Origin of the sequence: Shewanella sp. SACH, assembly GCF_001887095.2 — a bacterium.
Classification (GTDB): domain Bacteria; phylum Pseudomonadota; class Gammaproteobacteria; order Enterobacterales; family Shewanellaceae; genus Shewanella; species Shewanella baltica.
The window spans coordinates 319657-338921 of the sequence record NZ_MPDG02000002.1 but is presented as its reverse complement, the minus strand read 5'-3'; the positions used below and the strand labels follow the sequence as shown (position 1 = coordinate 338921).

At 46.2% G+C, this 19265-nt stretch carries 23 protein-coding genes, 1 other RNA gene, 1 pseudogene and 1 riboswitch; of the genes and pseudogenes, 2 read left to right on the top strand and 23 right to left on the bottom strand.

Annotated elements, in window-relative coordinates; translation table 11 throughout:
• Window positions 1-38: 38 nt before the first annotated feature.
• The 16 genes from BM607_RS09360 to BM607_RS09280 form a co-directional block, all read right to left on the bottom strand.
• Window positions 39-299, bottom strand: coding sequence for a hypothetical protein (locus BM607_RS09360; RefSeq protein WP_071938593.1), 261 nt, complete (start codon window positions 297-299; stop codon window positions 39-41).
• Window positions 286-804 (bottom strand): regulatory protein GemA, encoded by a 519-nt coding sequence (locus BM607_RS09355; RefSeq protein ID WP_071938594.1) that lies wholly within the window; start codon window positions 802-804, stop codon window positions 286-288. Before BM607_RS09355 ends, BM607_RS09360 begins: the two co-directional genes overlap by 14 nt.
• 10 nt (window positions 805-814) lie before the next feature.
• Window positions 815-1630 carry a hypothetical protein gene (locus BM607_RS09350; protein ID WP_071938595.1) on the bottom strand — a complete coding sequence of 272 codons (816 nt, stop codon included), beginning with the start codon at window positions 1628-1630 and terminating at the stop codon, window positions 815-817.
• Window positions 1631-1638: 8 nt separating this feature from the next.
• Window positions 1639-1893, bottom strand: coding sequence for a hypothetical protein (locus BM607_RS09345; RefSeq protein WP_071938596.1), 255 nt, complete (start codon window positions 1891-1893; stop codon window positions 1639-1641).
• Window positions 1894-1905: 12 nt separating this feature from the next.
• Window positions 1906-1981, bottom strand: an RNA gene (locus BM607_RS09340) — hammerhead ribozyme type II.
• Between the two features lie 2 nt (window positions 1982-1983).
• On the bottom strand, window positions 1984-2526 hold the full coding sequence (locus BM607_RS09335) for a hypothetical protein (protein ID WP_249269576.1): 543 nt from the start codon (window positions 2524-2526) through the stop codon (window positions 1984-1986).
• The gene (locus tag BM607_RS09330; protein WP_071938597.1) at window positions 2519-2701 is read right to left on the bottom strand and encodes a hypothetical protein; all 183 of its coding nucleotides are present in this window, start codon (window positions 2699-2701) and stop codon (window positions 2519-2521) included. The genes BM607_RS09335 and BM607_RS09330 overlap by 8 nt, the downstream gene beginning before the upstream one ends.
• Entirely contained in the window at window positions 2685-2957 is a 273-nt protein-coding gene (locus tag BM607_RS09325; RefSeq protein WP_071938598.1) for a hypothetical protein, read from the bottom strand. The genes BM607_RS09330 and BM607_RS09325 overlap by 17 nt, the downstream gene beginning before the upstream one ends.
• Before the next feature lie 270 nt (window positions 2958-3227).
• On the bottom strand, window positions 3228-3842 hold the full coding sequence (locus tag BM607_RS09315) for a DUF3164 family protein (protein ID WP_071938600.1): 615 nt from the start codon (window positions 3840-3842) through the stop codon (window positions 3228-3230).
• A complete protein-coding gene (locus tag BM607_RS09310) occupies window positions 3835-4050 on the bottom strand; it encodes a hypothetical protein (RefSeq protein ID WP_140393424.1) in 216 nt (71 codons plus the stop codon). Before BM607_RS09310 ends, BM607_RS09315 begins: the two co-directional genes overlap by 8 nt.
• A 15-nt stretch (window positions 4051-4065) precedes the next feature.
• Window positions 4066-4386 (bottom strand): hypothetical protein, encoded by a 321-nt coding sequence (locus tag BM607_RS09305; RefSeq protein WP_071938602.1) that lies wholly within the window; start codon window positions 4384-4386, stop codon window positions 4066-4068.
• Window position 4387: 1 nt separating this feature from the next.
• Window positions 4388-4603: a hypothetical protein gene (locus BM607_RS09300; RefSeq protein WP_071938603.1), complete on the bottom strand. Its 216-nt coding sequence runs from the start codon at window positions 4601-4603 to the stop codon at window positions 4388-4390.
• Entirely contained in the window at window positions 4603-4857 is a 255-nt protein-coding gene (locus BM607_RS09295) for a hypothetical protein (protein WP_071938604.1), read from the bottom strand. The genes BM607_RS09300 and BM607_RS09295 overlap by 1 nt, the downstream gene beginning before the upstream one ends.
• A gap of 146 nt (window positions 4858-5003) precedes the next feature.
• Window positions 5004-5948 carry an AAA family ATPase gene (locus tag BM607_RS09290; RefSeq protein WP_071938605.1) on the bottom strand — a complete coding sequence of 315 codons (945 nt, stop codon included), beginning with the start codon at window positions 5946-5948 and terminating at the stop codon, window positions 5004-5006.
• Between the two features lie 55 nt (window positions 5949-6003).
• Window positions 6004-8013 carry a transposase domain-containing protein gene (locus BM607_RS09285; protein WP_071938606.1) on the bottom strand — a complete coding sequence of 670 codons (2010 nt, stop codon included), beginning with the start codon at window positions 8011-8013 and terminating at the stop codon, window positions 6004-6006.
• A 4-nt stretch (window positions 8014-8017) separates the two neighbouring features.
• Window positions 8018-8242: a helix-turn-helix transcriptional regulator gene (locus BM607_RS09280; RefSeq protein ID WP_071938781.1), complete on the bottom strand. Its 225-nt coding sequence runs from the start codon at window positions 8240-8242 to the stop codon at window positions 8018-8020.
• A 173-nt stretch (window positions 8243-8415) separates the two neighbouring features.
• Here BM607_RS09280 and BM607_RS09275 point away from each other — a divergent pair, with 173 nt between their 5' ends.
• Window positions 8416-9150 (top strand): helix-turn-helix transcriptional regulator, encoded by a 735-nt coding sequence (locus tag BM607_RS09275; protein WP_071938607.1) that lies wholly within the window; start codon window positions 8416-8418, stop codon window positions 9148-9150.
• 148 nt (window positions 9151-9298) lie between these two features.
• On the opposite strand, the gene BM607_RS09270 is transcribed toward BM607_RS09275, so the two are convergent.
• Together BM607_RS09270 and metE are read right to left on the bottom strand one after the other, a co-directional pair.
• Entirely contained in the window at window positions 9299-9628 is a 330-nt protein-coding gene (locus tag BM607_RS09270; RefSeq protein WP_071938608.1) for a phage protein Gp27 family protein, read from the bottom strand.
• 90 nt (window positions 9629-9718) lie between these two features.
• Window positions 9719-12019 carry a 5-methyltetrahydropteroyltriglutamate--homocysteine S-methyltransferase gene (gene metE / locus BM607_RS09265; RefSeq protein ID WP_071938609.1) on the bottom strand — a complete coding sequence of 767 codons (2301 nt, stop codon included), beginning with the start codon at window positions 12017-12019 and terminating at the stop codon, window positions 9719-9721.
• A gap of 200 nt (window positions 12020-12219) precedes the next feature.
• On the opposite strand from metE, the gene BM607_RS09260 reads away from it, so the two are divergent.
• Window positions 12220-13125 (top strand): LysR family transcriptional regulator, encoded by a 906-nt coding sequence (locus tag BM607_RS09260; protein ID WP_006080231.1) that lies wholly within the window; start codon window positions 12220-12222, stop codon window positions 13123-13125.
• 99 nt (window positions 13126-13224) lie between these two features.
• On the opposite strand, the gene BM607_RS09255 is transcribed toward BM607_RS09260, so the two are convergent.
• The 5 genes and pseudogenes from BM607_RS09255 to BM607_RS09235 all read right to left on the bottom strand — a co-directional run bounded on the left by BM607_RS09255 (window position 13225) and on the right by BM607_RS09235 (window position 19238).
• Window positions 13225-13953: an HDOD domain-containing protein gene (locus BM607_RS09255; protein WP_006080230.1), complete on the bottom strand. Its 729-nt coding sequence runs from the start codon at window positions 13951-13953 to the stop codon at window positions 13225-13227.
• A gap of 280 nt (window positions 13954-14233) precedes the next feature.
• Window positions 14234-16195, bottom strand: a complete 1962-nt coding sequence (locus BM607_RS09250) for a TonB-dependent receptor (RefSeq protein WP_071938610.1) — start codon at window positions 16193-16195, stop codon at window positions 14234-14236.
• 108 nt (window positions 16196-16303) lie between these two features.
• A riboswitch (cobalamin riboswitch) is annotated at window positions 16304-16538 on the bottom strand.
• Between the two features lie 137 nt (window positions 16539-16675).
• The gene (locus BM607_RS09245) at window positions 16676-17344 is read right to left on the bottom strand and encodes a hypothetical protein (protein ID WP_006080228.1); all 669 of its coding nucleotides are present in this window, start codon (window positions 17342-17344) and stop codon (window positions 16676-16678) included.
• A 215-nt stretch (window positions 17345-17559) separates the two neighbouring features.
• A pseudogene (locus tag BM607_RS09240) lies at window positions 17560-18410 on the bottom strand (hypothetical protein); the annotation flags it as partial.
• A 48-nt stretch (window positions 18411-18458) separates the two neighbouring features.
• Window positions 18459-19238, bottom strand: coding sequence for a TOBE domain-containing protein (locus tag BM607_RS09235; protein WP_071938611.1), 780 nt, complete (start codon window positions 19236-19238; stop codon window positions 18459-18461).
• Between the last annotated feature and the right edge of the window lie 27 nt (window positions 19239-19265).

The following is a 19265-nucleotide window of genomic DNA, read 5'->3' as shown; positions in this document are numbered from 1 at the left end:
GTTAAGTATACGGCATGGGAGATCCCATCTTCATGGGATTAGGTTAGTACCCACTCATGCAATAAATCGTTTTGCTTATCTTCTGATAGACGACCATCAACATAAATTTCACGAGTAAACCCTGTTGAACTTACCAATTTTCTTAAGACATATCTAATGACTTCAAACCCGTGGCCGAGGATTTCTTGTTGAACCTCGAAGTAATCAGGTGAGCATCCGATATCTTTTACTGTTATAGAAACTCTTTTATTGTGAAGGGGCCCACCCAAAAACAAAAACTCAGCATTATTTATTCCCACAATAAAACTCCTCATAGTGTGCGGCTAACTTTTCATAGCCTGCGGGGCCTGTCAATTTATCATTGGGCGGAACGCGGCCACCACGGACGATAATCGCATCAGCCATACCGCGATAATGCCACTTCTTTAATGCCTCCAATACCACTACAGCCTGCATTGGCTTTAACCATTCTATGCGGTCAATGCCTTGGCCGTTGCCGGCTTTGGTCATGCGCTTAACGTAGGTGTTAAGCGCGACTTCTGTTCGACTGCGCACAAAGCCTTGGTCATACATGGTTAACCAAATGGCGCGAATTTTCGGCACCTCAGCCGCCCGCGCTTGTGCCTTCGGCTTGGGCTTAAAGCCGCGCAGTTTCATGGCATCCACCACCGCATTGAGCTGCGACTCACTCAAACCTTTGGCGCTACGTGCGCCGGTGATCTGCTCTAACAAATTGCGGTACATATCATCGTCAAGTTGCAGATCTCGTTTACCGATTTGCACCAGCTTAAGGGCGTTAGACATGGTTAACTCCTTAAGAAATTATCTGCGTTATTTCGATAATTTGCTGACCAGCCATCAGCTCCACTGCTGCTAAAAATTCATGTGGGGATGATTGCAAAAACATTGGCTCAAAATTAATTGAACGTACATTAATATTTCCTCCCCCATATTTAGCATCACGTGACATCTTTATTGCACTCGGCGACGCCTTCTTGAAATTAGCAATAACTTTACTTGCAGTGGCAGATTCAACCATAAACGCTCTTTGAATATGAGCTCGACGAATCACCCCATGCACCATTAAAACTGACTCTATAAAACGAAACATCGCAATTTTTTTGAGGTTATATGCTATTGATTTATCAGTAACTTGATTCGTAATTTTTACGCGTTCACGAACAAAGCCAAGTCTAATTAAAGCATTACGTAAACCTGTAACACTTATACCAAACTCTTTTGCTGCACCAGATATAGAGATGGATATGTTGTTATTCATATAAAGTTCAATAGCCTTGTTTAAATTGTCATCATTTTCAACAAAATCATCCACTTGAATATTTTTCTCATATAAAGATTTTTTTAATCTTTGACCAGAAATACGAGCTTTTGATGCCGCTGCTGAGATGGACATCCCATCAAGATAATACTGGATTCCTTCTTCAAGTTTTCCTTGAGACAACTTTGTTTTATCTACTGCAAGCCCTCTAATTTTTATGTGTTTTTTTAATGATTGAACTGAAATGTTATTCTGATTTGCAATTGAAACAATGGTTAAGCTTTTATCATCTTCGTAAAGCTGTATTGCACGCTCTAATCTGATAAAGAATTCTTTATTTATTTTACGCATTAATCCCCCTATGCCGCTTTACGACTTTCGTTACGTTGCATTCGTTCGCTGCGGTGCTCTGACTGACACGCTTTACAGTGACATTGCAGGCCATCCGCTTCGCGTGACGAGGTAGACCAAAACAGCGTATCTTGCGGCCAGAACTCTTGGCAGCGGGGGCACAACTTTAGTAAACCAAGTTCGTCGTCAACCAAAGCCGTACCGCGCTCCATCCTGCGAGCGATTAGCATAGGCTTCATCAATGGCGTGTATTCACCGAACATAGTCACTTACCCCTTTGGCTGCTCATCAGTGCTCGGCAACCACGCCGAACAGACAAGCAAGGCATACAGCGCCTTGCTTGTTTCGCTTATTCAACTGAATACAGGTTCGTTTTTTAGACATGCGGCTTTAGTAAGTTCTAAGCCTTCAAGCTTTTTAAACTGGCGGCACAGCACTGAGGCTTTAGAGAAGTAAGGGCAAAGCCAAATTATCTTGCCGTGTAGTTCTGGGTATTCTTTTTTAGCTAGACGCTTACCCCAAACCTTTTCAATTTGTGTAATCATTTTTTGTTTGTATTTAGCGATCGTTCTCTGGCTCCAAACATCAGGAATAATCTTAGGGGCATCTTCTGGTAAGTTTTTTATTTGGCACATCCAAGCGCCTTTGATTACGGTATCTATGTAAACGCTTAAACAGGTCGTTGCTTCATCCTTACGTTCACGCTGAACATGGATCTCATGGCCTTTATAGCCGAACTTAACATTGACAAAGCTACCCGCCATTTCGGTTTCAATCTGCTGCCATTGTTCCTTACTGATTAAGCTAACTGGCTTAGGTGTGCGTGGTTTAGCAACAGCACGTTTAACGGCTGGCTTAGTGGTTTTTGCTACTGTGCTTGTTGTGGCTTTATTCATCGTCCCATTCCTTTTCTTCGTTCTGTTTCACTACAATGCGTTTGGCCTTTACTGCGCTGCGTGTACGCCAGTCGTTACCAAACTCTTTTATTGCCCATGCCTCAGCCAGTTCTTTGGTTTTAAACCTGCCATAAGCCATGATGTTTTTAATGATGTCGTCATGGCGTTTGCTCATGCTCACCGCCAGTGCTTAACGCTTCACTCTTAGCTTTAACCTCAGCGCAAAGCGCCTCGTATTCTTCGCGCACGTTGGATGCTTCATTGCCCAGTACAAAGTTAAGGGCGGCGATATAACCATCCTCAAAGGTAGAATCAGGGAACGCCGTGCCGGTGCGTTCGCTTTCCATCACGGCTTCGGCCATTACGATTTCACGCTCTAATTCACCTTTGCTGTACTGTGCGGTGAACAGCCATTTAAGATCATTCATCATCGGTTTCACTCCTTCGCGTTTTGTCATACACGGTGACAATGTTGCGGTTAGTGATAAGAAAGTAGGCACACTCGCATTCCAATATTCGTTTGGGTTGCCAGCCTGAACGCTTCCTTATTCGCCGCAGCTGCTGTTTAGTGGGGCGGTGAGCGGTGGTTATTGCCTCAACCATTTGCCGCCAGTTGCGCCCCGTGCGTTGTCGCCAGCGGATTACCGCGTGGCGACTTACGTTTACTTCTCCGTAGCGGGTCAGTAGTAGATATTGCATAGCTACAACTTGGCGATATCGAGCGAGATTTGCTTATACACGCCATCGTCTTGGCGCTCATAAACGCGCAAATACGGCGTACTGCCCATCACTTGGATAGAGTCTGCTATCGCGTCCATCGCCTCACGCCAATCGGTGTCATCGATGTTTAACTGGCGTAGGCTTAGCACTTGGTTAACGTCGATATAACCTTGTTTATTTACCTTGAATGACAACTCCACCAAGGCTTTGATTTGGTCGCTTGAACCGATTGACCAACGCTGAATGCATTCATCAATCTTTACCTTGGCCGCTTGTATCCGTTCATCAAAAACACGGTGTTCGCCTATGCTGCGCTGGACTTTGTATTTGCCGTCGAATGACATCAACGAGACATTGCCCTTAGTGCCGCCAAACTTAACGCCAAACTCGCTGGCGCTGAGGTCGATAAAGTCGGCAACCGTTGCCATTGAGGTGGCTTTATATGTCGCCATGTGGCCTTGCATTTCTTTGGCGGCTTCAACGATTTTCAGCACGACTTCATCACGCAGTTTGTCGATATCTTTCACTTGGCTTTCTGGTACTGCATGGCCGAGTGCGTTTAAGCGAAAGCCCTGTGGGGCAGTTTGGTTAGTCATTTGTTTTCTCCACGATATTGAAAGAAAAGTTTTCACCATCTTGAACAACTTCTACCTGTTCAAAATCGAGTTCTTCCAAGTCATCAATCGCATAATCTAAGGTGGCGTAATTTTGTTTTGCCGCATCAACTTGGCTTTTGTAATTCGCTAATTGCTGCTTTAAAATTTCCATGTACTTCGCTTTGGATATCAATTTTTTATCTGTCATTTCAGTTCTCACTTCTTAAAAATTCTTCGGCCACACGCTGATTAACTCAGGTGAATATTGGTTTAGGGTTTGGCAAATCTGCTCGGGTAAATCCATGCCATCATCTACCCAGCGCACTAGGCAACCGCTGTAACTGGCAACACAGATTTGATTGACCATGCCGTACAACACTTCGGTAATGCGATGCGCTTTTGAACGCAGTTTGAACGGCGGTTTATCTACGTCGATCACCGGCGTTAAGTGCTGGCTGTTAATGCTGAGCACTGTGCAACCATGCAGCTTTAAACGACCAACGGCGGTAAGTGCTTGCGCTTGTTTTTCGAGTTGAGTTTTCATGTCACACCTCCTTCACTTCGCGGTAGATAAGCCCAGGTGCCAAGATGACTTCATCATCACGCATCTGGTCTAAACAGAACCCGCCACGGGTATTGGCAGCCACGCGATCAAACTCAAACTTTTTACCGTGGCGGTTAGTGATAATGCGGTTAGCTTCAATAGGCTTACCTTTGATCACTGCGATAATTGTCTCTTGGCTTTTGCTTGTTAATTCCATCACTCACCATCCTTTGTTGTGTCACGTAGTTTTCCACCACAAAATGGGCAGTAGTTAAACACCAAACCTTCCGCTAAATGTTCACCTTGCTTAATCTTCACAAGGGTTCCTTTTGAGGTGCCTTCGATAAAATTTACTATTGTGTGTTTGTAGATCCCCTTTGATTTTTTAGTAGGAAATACATCCGCAATTGCTGCTATGTGCTGACATAAACTGGCAGCGTAGCCACCTTCTTTTTCAGAGCACTTTTCCATATTCCCCACCTTGTTAACATCCAAAACAAACACCACCAAAAAGACTGAATATCCATTCAACTAGGTTGAATACGCTGTACCCGACACACCCAATGACAACAACCCAAAACAGTTGAACTACTAGCGCTAGCGTTTCCATACCTACCTCAATCGTTAGTTTCGAGTTCAGCAAATGCAGTGCGTAGCAATTGCTCAGTGATGCCCGTACCTTTGGCAAACATCGCCGCCAGCTTTAGGGTTTTACTCAGTAAGCGCAGCCCACCTGGACGCTCGCTAATTTGGATCATTAAACCCAGTTCAGCGCCTTCTGATACATTCCATGCTTTAGCAATGGCACGAACGTCAGCTTGCTTGGCTTTGTGGATGCCACGCTTTTTAGCAATGCGCGAGAACAGACGAGCAAAGTCTTCGTTACGGCGTCCACCAGTTAACTGGCTATACACTTTGTTGTTACCTACCAGTGCCATGCCGATGCCTGTTTCTTCTTGTAGGATGCGCAGCTCTTCAAGCGTGGGGTAATCAAGGTGATCCGCTTCATCAATAATGATTAAGCCTTCACTGCCTTTAAGGCGTTGGCGAATAACACGGGATAGCGAACCTTTACGGCGAGGGGCATCGTCCATGCCAAGCTCCATCGCTATCTCGTATAAGCATTCACTCAGGCTTGAACGGCTGGGGCTGGCAGTCACTTTCCACACGTTGTTATTAGTGCGTTTGTATTCGTCTAGTGTTTTGCTTTTACCTACCCCTGACGCGCCGTAAACCACCACAATAGATTCGGTTATTTGGGCATAGGTTAGGTCGTCCATAATCAACTTGGCGGTGGGCGTTAAAACAAAGCCAGGGTCCATATTTGGGTTAGCTTCACGTTGGTCACGCATCCGCAGCCACTTGGTTAACTTTTCAATAATCTTCACTGGATCGGCTTTGTATTGGCCGTTCAACACTTGGCTTAATGTGGACGGGGCGACACTGATCTCTTGCGCCACTTGGCCTGACGTCACGCTTTGGGCGTTAATCAACGTTGCTACGCGCATGATGATGTCTGTTTGTTTACTTTCGGCCTTCGCTAGGCTGTGTACGTTAGTCATATTCATTCCTTTTATTGCTGATTTAACTTGGGTTTAACGCTGGTTTCGAGAGTGTTTAAAGACGGTTTTTACTTTTCAGCTCACGCAAATAGGCAACGCTTTCGCTAAAGTTAGCGGCGCACTCGGCTTGGTGGTCTGAGTCGATATCATGGTCGTAAGCAATGGCGGCAGCGGTGTTACCCATTGACGTTGGGCGCACCATCATTACCACTTTGGTTTCGGGGATAACTTCTTCGGCAGCTGGGCGCATCATTGCGGCCAGTTCCAGTTGGTCTACGCTGATTTTTGCAGCTGCGGCCAGCTTGTTGTTTTTGGTAAACTGGGTGCGTTTACGCTTGGTTTCACGCGCTGATTGAGTATCACCAAAAGCATCTTTTTCAAGACATTGCGCAGTGCAAAGATGCACACCATTTAGGGCGTAGATCTCTAATGAGTCATGCAGCTTTAACGGGTCAAAACGAGCGACCAATTTTTGGCCGACATAGTTCATCATCGTCTCGTTGAAGTAGCGGTTCTTACGGCCTTTGATACTGCCGCCAGCATCGAGCACTATGGTGCCGTGCTTAGATACCCGTACCGCTTCGGCTTGCAGCATCATCAGTTGCAGCTGTGCCTTAGTCGCTTTGCGTATTTCAGCGTTTTGGTAGCTGACATCAAATGCCCGATCAAAGCTCATAAAGCCTTTACAGATTTCGGTATTGCGGTTTTCTTTGGCGTTGTACATTTCAACACCCTTAGCAATGGCTTTTAAAAAGTCCTCTGCCGCAATAGCTTTACTACCGTAGTTATCCGGCTTTGCCATTGGGTTAGCGCCTGTGTAGGCACCACGACATAGCGGGTGTTTATCTATGTATTCCTCAAGCCCACCCACACCGAACATACGTTCAACAGGTTTTGCTTGGCCGTGGCCTTTACCGAGGATCACACTTGACCAATGCAGCTTGATCCCAAGCATGGGGATGATGCCTAACGGGTCATCTTCTTTAACTTTAAAGCGGTAGCGGTTAGCCACGCCTCCGGTCATCCATTTGTTGGCCGCTGCGCGGGTGTTATCGATAGTGATTTCTTTTGGCACACCGTACTTTTCGCACACGTCCATAAGTGACAAACGAATGCTGTCGGTGTTTTCGCTGATATCACAACGCCAACCGATGATCTTACGACTGTAAATATCCTGCCAAAACCACGTTTTAGGACGCAGCACCTCACCGTTAAACCACTTAACGAATACGTTATGTAAGTAACCGTCACCGTTGATCCACTCAAGCGCATGTAAGCCTTCAACGCTGCGTTCTTGTGGTGGGTACAGTTGGTGCAAGGCATGCTCACCTTCACGCAGTAGCACTAATTGCTGTGCGGGTATTTCATGGGCGATACGGCGTGCAAGGCTTTTTAAACTGGGTAACACCCAATCTTTACCTTTACTGGTATCTTTTAGGCGCTCATAACACACTGTCATTGCGGGTTGTTCTAAGCACAGATAATCCGCTTTAAAGGCTTCCCATGCTTCGGGCGACACAAAAGCAAACTGGTTTTTCTTCTTCGCCTGTGAGGCTTCAAAGTGTTTAGGTAATAAGGCAGGTGCCCAGTCAGATTCATCTATCCCTTTGACCATGGCGCAATGACGACGCAGCGTGCTAAGTGCGACTTGGTACTCAGCACAAACGGAGTCATACGCATCCATTAACGCTATGCCATTACGCTTTAACGCAAACACAGCTTGCACAGTACGTAACGCAAATTGCGCTTTAGCCTGGGCGGCATGATTGGTTTTATTCCAACGGCCCCAAAGTGCATCGCGGCAATAGCTATCTGATTGTGCTTTCTTCTTCGGTAATTTCAGCAGTTGATCGCCAACTTTGATTTGGCCTTCACGCTTATATAAAGCGGTTTGGACAGGTAAAGGCAGGATACTAATAGGGTATTCAAAGGCCTTTGTTCCTTGTCGCTTGCTTCTTTCTATGCCATTGGATTCAGCTAAGCTCTCAACTAATTTGCGAATACCACGTTCTGTGGTCGGCAAACCAGAAAGCCCAACAATCTCGCTAATAACAAACCGTTCCATATGATTACCCCGCTTTCGGCAGTTCTGCGTAGCGGCTTGGCCATACTTCAGCCGGAGTCAAACCAATGGCATTGGCTATAATTCTTTCGCCTTTCGGCCATGGTCTCTCTAAAGCATTTGCAAGAGTTGTAGAAGCAAGTCCGTTTTCACGGCTTAGCGCACTCATGGAAATGCCCTTCTTCTTTAGTGCAGCAATAATGTCTGCTCGATGTAAATCTGTGCGTTCCATTCCCATCCCTCTCATTTTCTGTAATGATTGGTAGTTAGTTAACCATCTAAACTAACTAACTTAGTTAATCTAGGAACAGTATTGATCAACAATAGGAACAGGTCAATGTGTTTTTGTTCCTTTTTAAGAATTGATGTTCCTATATTTAAACTTTAAAAAGGCAGAAACAAACAATGACTTACGATGAAAAGGAACATGAAAACCTAAAAAGGAACTCAGATCCTTTTGAGGAACATGCAAAAGGATCTTCTTTTTCAGAAAGACTAGGGTCGGTATTAGGTAATAAAAGCGGACGTGCTTTCTCTAAAGAGATAGGAATTTCATACAGCACTTTGCATAACTATCTATCTGGTGTTAGCTCGCCAACGCTGGACAACCTGATAACTCTTGCTGATAAAACAGGGGTATCAATAGAATGGTTAGCGACGGGTAGAGGTGATGAGATCAGAGAGGTAAAAGCTTTATATAATGCAGGCTTAGATATAGAAGAGTTTGCATTGATACCCGGATATAGAATCCAAGTATCAGCGGGGCATGGTGCATTAAATCCTGATCAACTTCAACCAAGTAGATTTTTAGCATTCAGGCGTAAGTGGCTGAAGTTTAGAGGCTTCAACGAATCTGAGTTAGCCATAGTATGGGCGAAAGGCGATAGCATGGAGCCCACCATCCACAGCAACGATACGCTAGTGGTTCATCTTGGGCGTAACAATCCAGCAGATGGGCACATCTATATTTTTAGGGATGGTGACAACCTGTTTGTAAAGCGGTTCCAGAATATGCTTGGGACTTGGCGCTTGATAAGTGACAACAGTTTTTATCGTGACCTAGATGTTCCTAAACTGGAACAGCATCAGTTTGAAGTCGTTGGGCAGGTAGTTCATATAGCCAAAGATATCGGCGACTGATTTAAATGTTTAAACGGGTTTTAAACTGAGTTCTAACATAATCAGCTAGTGCTCAATCTACTAGGCTAAATCAGCATGTTTTAAAAGGAGTGCTCAAACCACTAGATTTTTAGATGGCAATAAAAAAGGGCGCTATTAGCGCCCTATGTCATTCCATTAGATCCCGTATCCGCTCAAGCAATAATGACTTCTTATATTCTAGTTCACCAAGCTCTTGGTACAGCGATGCTAACTCACCGCCAGCAACTGAGGCTTTAACCGTTGCATTAAAAGAACCCGCCATATCAAGCACACCATCCTTTCTCTTTAATGCCTGCTCATACCGCGCCACCGCAGTCCTGCTGGTCTTTACGCCTCTCTGTTGAAGCCAGTCAGCGATAGCAGTGCTATTGCCATAGGCCTCCTTTCTAATCATACTATCAAGCTGTTCTTTCAGTTCATCCGACAGATTCAAAACAAAGTTTCTAGCTCGCGACATCTCAACACCTCCTGTTCAATTAATCCCACTATATCCCACTTGGGCTTGATTGGGAAATCCCAGTTGTTCCGCGTTGATCCAATGTGATCCCTAGCCAATGTTTCTGTTCATCTCTCTAGTCCCTATACAGCGGCGACGCAGTTCGCGGGTAGCATCGACCATGTTTTTCAATGCAGGTTCGACTTCATCCCAAGTGCGGGTTTTTAGGCCACAATCTGGGTTGACCCACAGTTGACGCACGGGTACTTTCTGCGCGGCTTTCTCAATTAAGTGCACCATTGCCTCCACACTTGGGGTGTTTGGTGAATGAATGTCATATACACCGGGGCCAATTTCATTTGGATATTCAAAATCTTCAAAGGCGTTGAGTAACTCCATCCGCGAACGCGACGTCTCGATTGTGATCACATCAGCATCCATGGCAGCAATCGCGGCAATCGTGTCGTTAAACTCGCTGTAACACATGTGGGTGTGGATTTGAGTCTCATCAGTCACGCCAGCAGCGCTGAGTTTAAAGGCATTCACCGCCCAATCTAAATAGGTTTGCCACTCACTTTGTTTCAATGGCAAACCTTCACGGAAGGCAGGTTCATCAATTTGAATAATGCCAATCCCCGCATTTTGTAAATCGACCACTTCATCACGAATCGCCAGCGCCAGTTGTGTCGCAATCGCATCGCGGCTGATATCTTCACGGGCGAATGACCAATGCAGAATTGTCACAGGCCCCGTCAACATGCCTTTTACGGGCTTGTCGGTAAGACTCTGGGCAAACTCAGCCCACTCGACTGTCATAGCTTTTGGACGACTCACATCGCCGTAAATCAAGGGTGGCTTAACACAACGTGAGCCATAACTTTGTACCCAGCCATTTTTACTAAAACCAACGCCAGCTAACTGCTCGCCAAAGTATTCCACCATGTCGTTACGTTCGGCTTCACCGTGCACGAGTACGTCGATACCCAGTTTTAGTTGGCGTTCGATAGTATCGCGGGTCACTTGTTGTAACTGCTCAGTATACTGAGCATCACTTATCTCGCCCTTACGCCAGCGGCTGCGTAATCCTCGAATAGCGGGTGTTTGCGGGAACGAACCTATGGTCGTAGTGGGTAACAGGGGTAAACGGTATTTTTGCTGCTGCCCCCTTTGGCGTACGCTGAAATCACTGACACGCTCGTAATCCGCAGTGGTTAATGCCGCAACACGCTCAATCACTTGCTTATCCGCAGCCTGTGCTTTGGCTTGACGACGAGCGATACAAAAAGCACTGATTTTTTGTGCTTCATCCGAATTAGGCGCCAACAATAATTGGCGAATTTTGCTCAATTCCAACAGTTTCTGCTTAGCAAAGGCTAACTGCTTACGCAGCACAGGTAATAGTTTGACTTCAACATCTAAATCGACTGGGCTGTGCAGCAATGAACATGATGTGCCAATCCACAGACGATCGCCTAAATCACGCGCCACAGCGCCAATACGCTCGGCGATCAAATCGATATCCGCCGCCCACACGTTACGACCATTGACCACACCCGCCGACAAAACTTGCTCACTGCGCAACGCATTTGCAAAAACAGCCAGTTGTTCTGGCGCTGTAACTAAATCTAAGTGCAAACCGGCAACTGGCAAGGCAGATACGAGGGCTTGGTGATGCGCAATACCACCGTAATAACTTGCCAAGAGAACCTTGACGTTCGCAGTACTTAACGCTTGATAAGTCTCAGTCATCGCCGCTTGCCAATCTGTATCTAATTCTAATGCCAACACAGGCTCATCTAACTGTACCCATTCCACACCTTGGGCGGCGAAACGCGCCAAAATGTCAGCATAAGCAGTGAATAATTTTGGTAATAAACTCAGCTTATCAAACTCTTGACCAACGGTTTTAGCAAGGTATAAGTAACTGACTGGACCGAGTAGCACGGGTTTGGCTTTATAGCCTAGCGCTTGGGCTTCGCTGACTTCATCAAAAAACTGCTCGTAAGCAATCGAAAAATCTTGGTTTTGCGTCAGCTCTGGCACCAGATAGTGATAGTTAGTATTGAAATACTTGGTCATTTCAGAAGCTGGCGCATCTTGGCCCGTTGGCGCTCTGCCGCGGGCAACACGGAATAGAGTATCGAGATCGATAGCGCCTTCGCCGCGGTGGCGATCAGGGATGGCATTTAAGGTCGCACTCAAGGTTAATACTTGATCGTAAAAGGCAAAATCCCCCACGGGCACTTGCTCGATGCCCGCTGCGGTTTGCCACTGCCAATGGGTACGGCGCAGTTCGCTCGCCACTTCACGCAGTTCAGCTTGAGTGATCTCACCACGCCAGTATTTTTCTAAGGCAAATTTCAATTCACGACGACGCCCGATACGGGGAAACCCAAGACTATTTAATTGCATACCCTATCTTCCTTTATTTGAGATAAGCCAAATTCGGCACTTGCACCCACCAGATTGTTTTCTCTTGGCACTTTTCAGCATTTCCGCCTTGATAAATAACAATGGGCGTCTGGACGTCTAGAAGTTTATTGTGTTAGTCTCTATTCCAGCAACCGAATTGATTTCAAGCACAACATGAGCGAATTTCACCTGGAGTGAACATGATCGAACTAAGACATCTGCGAACCTTAATGGCCCTGAAGGAAAGTGGCAGTTTGGCGGGCGCAGCCAAAAAACGTTTTGTCACTCAATCCGCACTCTCCCACCAAATTAAGGAGTTGGAGCAAAGGATTAACTCGCCTATTTTTGTGCGTAAGAGTAAGCCGCTGTCATTCACCCAAGAAGGTGCACGCCTGCTTCATCTCGCGGAAGAGATTTTGCCTAAGGTGTTAGAAACCGAGACAGATCTTAAGAATGGCCTTGAAACCGAAACCAATCAGTTGCGGGTAGGCATTGAGTGCCACAGCTGTTTTCGCTGGTTAATGCCTGTGATGGAGCAATTTAGACAAGACTATCCCCAAGCGGAGTTAGATCTGTCGAGCCGTCACTTGTTCGACTCGCTCAATGCCTTGGAAATGGGTGAACTGGATATAGTGCTGACCTCAGATCCTGTACCTGGGCATTCACTCGCTTATCAGCATTTGTTTGATTTTGAAGTGAAGTTAGTGGTTGCTAAAGATCATCCTCTAGCAAAAGAAGCCTATGTCACCCCTAAGCAATTAGCGCATTTACCGATCATCAGCTATCCCGTACCACTGACGCGTTTAGACATCTATCGCCACTTTTTAGAGCCCGCAGGCATAGAAGCGGGTGAGCAAAAAACCTGTGATTTAACCATGATGTTACTGCAACGCATCGCCTGTAAAGACGGTATAGCCGCGCTGCCAAATTGGTCGATAAATGAAGGGCATGGCCTAAGCCTTACCACAGTGAAGCTTGGGCAAGAAGGCTTGAAACGCCCTTTGTTTGGCGCCTATCGCCGCCATAGCGCCAACTCAGCCTTGATCCAAAATTGGTTACAACTGGTGGCGAGTGAAGGTTTATCTCGCCAGCAGAAGACAAATTAATGCGGGTAAAATTGAGTAAAAAAGCCTGCGGATGCAGGCTTTTTGTTGAATCTAATGATTATTTCATAGGATAAAACAGCAATTTATTGCATCGAAATATTACAGCGGATTCATCAACAAACCACGCATAGACAATACGCGTCGCAAGATTAAACCAGGGGAATTAGAATTGCGGGTCTGACGCAAATTATGGGCAATCATAAACTCTTGGCGTAAGTCCTGATCTAAATCTAACGCTTCGAATGATTCTATGGTCAAAGTCTGCTGTTGATTATCAATCAATGACTTAATCACGCTTAAAGGGAATGATTGTTCGGCATTAGCATTTAAATAGGCAAATGCCGTGAGCGCGATAATTTGGCCGAACACACTGAACAGGGCCAAGGTTTGCACTTCATCAGCATCAACCTCGACGCCTTCCATCTCCGCTAAACTATCCACCGCATCAGTTGCAATATCTTCAGTCAACTTCCAATAACCTTGGACTAACTTTTTATAGGGCTGCGGTAGCTCATCGAGGCGTTCTTGCAGATAAAACGTAAAGGCATAGCGATAGATATTCACTTGACCTAAGCGGACCAAAGCTTCTTTCAACGAGCGAGTCTTAGGGTTAATCACCCCAGATGCCTGCGCGGAATTGCTGCGCATTAGCATGTGCGCCGCCAATGCGGGGTCACTCGAGATGATGTCGATCACGTTACGAATGTCGCCTTCAGCGAGGATCGCTTTTTTGAGTGGAATTAAAATCCCTCGGCGGCCAATCACTTGCTCTTCATTCGCTATGATAGCTCTAACTTGAGTAAAAACCTGTTGCTCAAGATCTGTCATAAGACACTTTGCACCTGTTTATTAGCAATAAGATGATTCGGTTACTCTTCACATCATACCCAAAATTTAAAGAATTTCAGCCACAAACAGCAGAGTAAAACATAAATTATTCCTGTTTAGTTATTGCTGCCCGCTAACCACTAAAGATAACGACAATTTAGTCACTCTACTGAAACGATATTCAAGACTATACCTATTTTAAGATTTATTCTTTGAACTCAGCGTAAAAAATAAAAAGCCAGACTGAGTCTGGCTTTATCGAAATTGAGCGAATCAATGCCTAGAAGCGATAACCAAGGGTTAAACGAATATCGCGACCACGGCCAGAGTAATAACTATCCCCCCAAAGGCCACCGTAATAGCCTGCGCTGACATAGTCTTTATCAAATAGGTTATCGATACGCAGGCTGGCAAGCCAAGCATCACGATTATAATTCAAGGCTAAATTACCGAGCACGTAACTGGCCAGCTTATCGCCTTCGTTACCGTTATCGCCTTCGATAAAGCGGTTACCAGTATAAATTGCTTCGGCAAAGACCTGGAAATGCTCGGCAAAATCCATGCTGACATAACCGCGCCCCGTGTGTTTTGCCACCCAAGACAACTCCTTGCCATCATTGATACCGTCAGTAAATTCAGCATCGATATAGTTATACTCTAACCCGAGTTGCATTGCTTGAGTCACCTGCCAATCCCAATCGGCACTCGCGCCATAACGACGAGAAGCGTCGGCATTAACGTTCGCACCTTGGAAACTGCCAAGTTCAGGTTTTTCCGCACTTGGGTCGAAGACAATTTCATCTTCCAAATCGAGACGGTATAGGCTTACTCGTAAAGTTTGGCTCGCAAGAGTCCAATCCCAACCCGCTTCGTAGGAGCGGCCCGTCTGCGGCTTTAAGCCAAACACATTTTTAGAGGTATAAGCTTGCTCATCCACTTTCGCAAAACGGAAGTTTTCATCGCCACGTAGATAGAATCTGTGCTCTGTACTAGGACGGTAGTTCAGGCCAAACTCGAATGCTGTCGCATCTTCATCTAAATCCATGCCATTAGGATAGACATTACCATCGACTAACTCGTCGGTCACCCGCGCATAACGACCACCCACAACATAACTTAGGGTATGGCTTAATGGCACAGTGGCTTGTAGATAGGCGCTTTGCATTTGTTGTACATTACTACGCGCCATAGTGTCAAAATCAGCCTTACCACGGCTGATGTCTAAACCTGTGACTAGGTTTAGCTCACCTTGACGCGTACTGTAGTTCGCTAACGCTTTAGGGCTAAACATCAACAGTGAGCGCGTGTTATGGCTGTTCGCCCCCCAATTAAAAGAAGACACTAAGGTATCGCTATAATCTAAATCCGCTGCTAAAGCCCAATTTTGATTAAGCTGATGCTGATAACCCGTGCGCGCCGCAGTGGTCATCTCATGGACATATTCGCTGCTCTTGAAAGATTGGCGTGGGTCTTTATTGAACTGTTCTTCTGTCAATGAGCCAGGATTTTCACGGTCATCGTCGTAATAGCTGGTTTCAATAAAGAACGAATCTGTGGCCGTTTTATATTGAATGCGACCTAAAATCGACCCTGTTTCATTGGCATTATGCTTGCGGTAGTTGTCACCTTGGTTATAGCTACCAGTGAAAAAGTAACGCCAATCCTTGTTGATCGCGCCAGACACATCACCGCGACCTTCATAGGTATCAAAGCTGCCGCCGGATAACTGCACGCTACCACCAGTATTTTCAGGAGATTTAGTGACAATATTGATCACGCCGCCTACCGCTTGATCGCCATAGAGCACACCCGCACTACCCGATAAAATTTCGATGCGCTCGACTTGGTTAAGCGGTATGGCATTAAGACTAGGAGCAGCGATATCGATATTATTGAGGCGACGACCATCAAGTAAAATCAGCGTGTTATTAACGGCAGTGCTGGCGCTAAAGCCACGCATCGCAAAACTAGTACCGATGTTATTATCCGAAATTTGAATACCGCTTTGACCGCGTAAAACGTCAGTCACGCTAGTGGCACCGCTCATTTCAATCGCCGCAGCGTCAATCACATTCACATTCGCGGCAATATTTAACGGGGTATTGTCAGAGCGGCCGATCACGACAAGATGCTCGTCGACTTTCGCTGTGCTGGTATCGTCTGCCGCCATAGCGGGCGCGATAACGGAAAAACTGCAAAAGCTACCGATCAGCAGCGCGATTTTTGTTGGATTTGTTCCCATTTTACCTTTAACTCCTGCAAGGAAAACGGGGCATTAGCGCCACGATACTGTTCATTCAGTAAAAGATACTGACAGTGACTATCGCATTTTGAGATCTGCCCACCGAAATCTCAAAAACACCTTTAGGGCCGGTCTCCGGACTTAGGCTATGTTAATCCCTTAAAAATTGGATTAACGCGAGACTGACCTTTTACATTCTGACTATCGGGTTCGGTCTTGAACTCACCAATCAAACGCGGTCTTCTCTCACCTTTTACCGTTGCGGGGGCAGTGCCAGAATTCCACTGGCTTCCCGATTATCTCGCGGCTTTCGCACGCAAGCACCTCAGAAGGTTGACTAAAAATTTGATTCATAGGGTACAGCCATCAATAAAGACTGCTATCGCCCCTTAAGGCTCAGCACATTATAGAGCCTGAGCGCGCGCATTATAGACGTCTATACGGATGAAAGTCCATCAAACTCAAGCGAGCGTCTACAGCCTACTTCAAGGAGAATGGGACTAAAGTGGAAATAAAATCTTGGCTATTATCCGCCTGCAGCGGCGGTTTATCGGCAGAAAAAACGGCACCTCGCATCGACTTATGCAACAGATACAAATCTTTATTGCCACTAACAACCGTATAGTAGCCAATTTCCCCTTGAGGAGTTGAAGCATAGGCTTTGGGATTCAGTGGCGTCACACCGTGCATATTGGGCATGGCTGTACAGCCTAGAATCGCATGAAATCCAGCGTGTCCATCGACTTCGGTGTCACCGAGCTTCTGGTACACCACTTCGCCGTCACAGGTCGATTTATAGGTCTCGGCCATCGCATCTAAGAAGCGCTCAGGGCTAATACTCTCGGCCATATCCTTAAAACCCTGCACGCAAAATAGCGCACTCCACTGGGTTAATGCTTCCTGCTCTGGCACAAACTCTGCCATAAACATGCCTGCTTGCTCCTCATGATAAGCCTGTTTCCAGCCCGCAGGCAGATTGAACCCTAATTGCTGACCAAATACGGGCAATACATGGGTATGAGCAGCGCCGCTTTCGCTCCGGGGCATATCTAATGTGGCTTGAACAGGCTCTGAGCCAATTAAGCTGCAGAGTAACAACACACTGGCACCTTGAAATAATCCAATAGGTGAACACAATGCTAATTTCATACTTATCATCCTTGTATCGCACTTATAACTAATACTAATTAATACGACATCATGAAATTGAACAGAAAACACCCAGCATTCTAGCGAATAACCCAGATTGAAAACAGTCAAAAGCCTAGATTAACTGCCACTTTAAAAGAAATAATCACTGTCACGGCGTAAATAACAGAGAAATACTCCGTTTATCTGCGCCGTGATGGTAAAAGAGGTGAATGCTATTCGCTAAACAACCACATTTTTACTTCAGGTTTAGGCCTTTCCTGACTCAGAATCGCCTGCCGTTGCTCTGGCGTTTCGCATTGGGCAACAGGGGCAAAATCCAGCGGCTTAATCACCAACGAATCGGCTGGCTGCAGCGGAGATTTGGCGAGCATCTCGTTATTCATCGACCAAGAGACCCATTCCTCCTTTTCACTGATCCCGACATAACCCTCACCCGCCCTCGCTAACCAAGTTAATCGCGGGATGCGTTCTATGAGCTTCTCGACATTTTCTAGGTTAGCCCTATAGCCTACTGGCACGACTTTGCCGTCAGGACGGGTGAATACAAATGATACTGAACTTATGGTGATTTTGCTTCCCTTCTGCCAATATCGATTGAGGATCTCTTGGGCATAGTGAAAACCATATAGATAGGCGTAGTCACTGTCATCGACGAGGATTTGCGGTACGGCATTGTCACGCAGCAACAGAAATCCCGTGCCGACACTGACAATACTGTTCACGCCTTTAATATCTGTTTGTTTGAGCCAATCGATACCGCAGTTCGTTTCATTGCCCCAAAAGTGCGCTTCTCCCGCTGGACTTAAGATTGCAAAAGCACAGCTATTTGACGTAATACTCACGACATCCTGAAGTGCACTACGAATCGGATAAATATCGCTACTTTACCCCCATGCCGTCTTTGTCTTAAGTGCCGTAAAACTTCGTCCTTCGGCAAAGATATCGCCAGTTTATTCTGCAAATGCAGCCTATTGCCCCCTTCGGGACCGTAACCCCAAGTGTGCACTTTTCCACTGGCATTGAGCGCTATTATGGTTTGATGGTTTACATAGAGCTTGAAAATCTGTCATGCGACTATCTAATGATTAACCGAATTAATCACTCCATTCGGTTAATTCATGCTGGAGAGGATCACCTGCGTGGCATCAAAACAGGCAAAACATGGTTCGCCGACAGCCAACGCCTGCATTTGGGTAAGTGGCATCACTGAATAGATGACATCTTTGCCATCAATATCTATGGTTAATTCGGCCTTATCACCAAGTTCAGTCACGCTCAGCAAACGACCACTGAGGCAATTTTGCCCATCCACTTCGCAGGCATGAGTCATAGCCAGTACTGCGGGGGCTTTAAACAGTAACAATACGGATTTATCTAAGGCTAACTGCAAGCGCTCGCGGCTCGAATGGGTCACTGAAATCTGAATCTGTTGCCCGCCCGCTAAGGTCACGCTGATTTCGTCATTTAATCCAAATGAATCAATGCCATTGATACGAGCCGTTAACTGATTGCGGGCGCTAGTATTGAGGGAGAAATGCGCCATCACATCTAATAAACTGTGCATGTCGACGGACTCATCGAGCAAGGCGGCCAAGGCCATTTCTTGTACTTGGGAGGTGATGGAATACACCTTAAGCAAACGCTCGCCAAATTCGGTGAGTTTAGCGCCACCACCACCTTTGCCGCCTTTTTCGCTGCACACTACGGGTTCGGGCATGGCGGTGTTCATCTCATTGATCGCGTCCCACGCCGCTTTATAACTGATCCCCGCAAGCTTGGCGCCTTGGCTTATCGAGCCTGTGCTGGCGACCTGCTCGAGCAGGCTTATCCGCCTAGGATTGGCGAAGGGCTTATCCCCGAGGGAAAGCGTAAGTAATGCATGTAAATCCATCGTTTATCCCGCACCCAAGTCTGACTT

Excerpts from the sequence above, each read along its gene's own strand:
- BM607_RS09315 (WP_071938600.1), bottom strand. The coding sequence starts at position 3,842 with ATGACTAACCAAACTGCCCCACAGGGCTTTCGCTTAAACGCACTCGGC.
- BM607_RS09300 (WP_071938603.1), bottom strand. The coding sequence starts at position 4,603 with ATGGAATTAACAAGCAAAAGCCAAGAGACAATTATCGCAGTGATCAAA.
- BM607_RS09350 (WP_071938595.1), bottom strand. The coding sequence starts at position 1,630 with ATGCGTAAAATAAATAAAGAATTCTTTATCAGATTAGAGCGTGCAATA.
- BM607_RS09245 (WP_006080228.1), bottom strand. The coding sequence starts at position 17,344 with ATGAAATTAGCATTGTGTTCACCTATTGGATTATTTCAAGGTGCCAGT.
- BM607_RS09310 (WP_140393424.1), bottom strand. The coding sequence starts at position 4,050 with ATGACAGATAAAAAATTGATATCCAAAGCGAAGTACATGGAAATTTTA.
- BM607_RS09295 (WP_071938604.1), bottom strand. The coding sequence starts at position 4,857 with ATGGAAAAGTGCTCTGAAAAAGAAGGTGGCTACGCTGCCAGTTTATGT.
- BM607_RS09280 (WP_071938781.1), bottom strand. The coding sequence starts at position 8,242 with ATGGAACGCACAGATTTACATCGAGCAGACATTATTGCTGCACTAAAG.
- BM607_RS09255 (WP_006080230.1), bottom strand. The coding sequence starts at position 13,953 with ATGACAGATCTTGAGCAACAGGTTTTTACTCAAGTTAGAGCTATCATA.
- BM607_RS09290 (WP_071938605.1), bottom strand. The coding sequence starts at position 5,948 with ATGACTAACGTACACAGCCTAGCGAAGGCCGAAAGTAAACAAACAGAC.
- BM607_RS09325 (WP_071938598.1), bottom strand. The coding sequence starts at position 2,957 with ATGATGAATGATCTTAAATGGCTGTTCACCGCACAGTACAGCAAAGGT.
- BM607_RS09275 (WP_071938607.1), top strand. The coding sequence starts at position 8,416 with ATGACTTACGATGAAAAGGAACATGAAAACCTAAAAAGGAACTCAGAT.
- BM607_RS09335 (WP_249269576.1), bottom strand. The coding sequence starts at position 2,526 with ATGAATAAAGCCACAACAAGCACAGTAGCAAAAACCACTAAGCCAGCC.
- BM607_RS09235 (WP_071938611.1), bottom strand. The coding sequence starts at position 19,238 with ATGGATTTACATGCATTACTTACGCTTTCCCTCGGGGATAAGCCCTTC.
- BM607_RS09305 (WP_071938602.1), bottom strand. The coding sequence starts at position 4,386 with ATGAAAACTCAACTCGAAAAACAAGCGCAAGCACTTACCGCCGTTGGT.
- BM607_RS09285 (WP_071938606.1), bottom strand. The coding sequence starts at position 8,013 with ATGGAACGGTTTGTTATTAGCGAGATTGTTGGGCTTTCTGGTTTGCCG.
- BM607_RS09345 (WP_071938596.1), bottom strand. The coding sequence starts at position 1,893 with ATGTTCGGTGAATACACGCCATTGATGAAGCCTATGCTAATCGCTCGC.
- BM607_RS09250 (WP_071938610.1), bottom strand. The coding sequence starts at position 16,195 with ATGGGAACAAATCCAACAAAAATCGCGCTGCTGATCGGTAGCTTTTGC.
- BM607_RS09330 (WP_071938597.1), bottom strand. The coding sequence starts at position 2,701 with ATGAGCAAACGCCATGACGACATCATTAAAAACATCATGGCTTATGGC.
- metE (WP_071938609.1), bottom strand. The coding sequence starts at position 12,019 with ATGCAATTAAATAGTCTTGGGTTTCCCCGTATCGGGCGTCGTCGTGAA.
- BM607_RS09270 (WP_071938608.1), bottom strand. The coding sequence starts at position 9,628 with ATGTCGCGAGCTAGAAACTTTGTTTTGAATCTGTCGGATGAACTGAAA.
- BM607_RS09355 (WP_071938594.1), bottom strand. The coding sequence starts at position 804 with ATGTCTAACGCCCTTAAGCTGGTGCAAATCGGTAAACGAGATCTGCAA.
- BM607_RS09260 (WP_006080231.1), top strand. The coding sequence starts at position 12,220 with ATGATCGAACTAAGACATCTGCGAACCTTAATGGCCCTGAAGGAAAGT.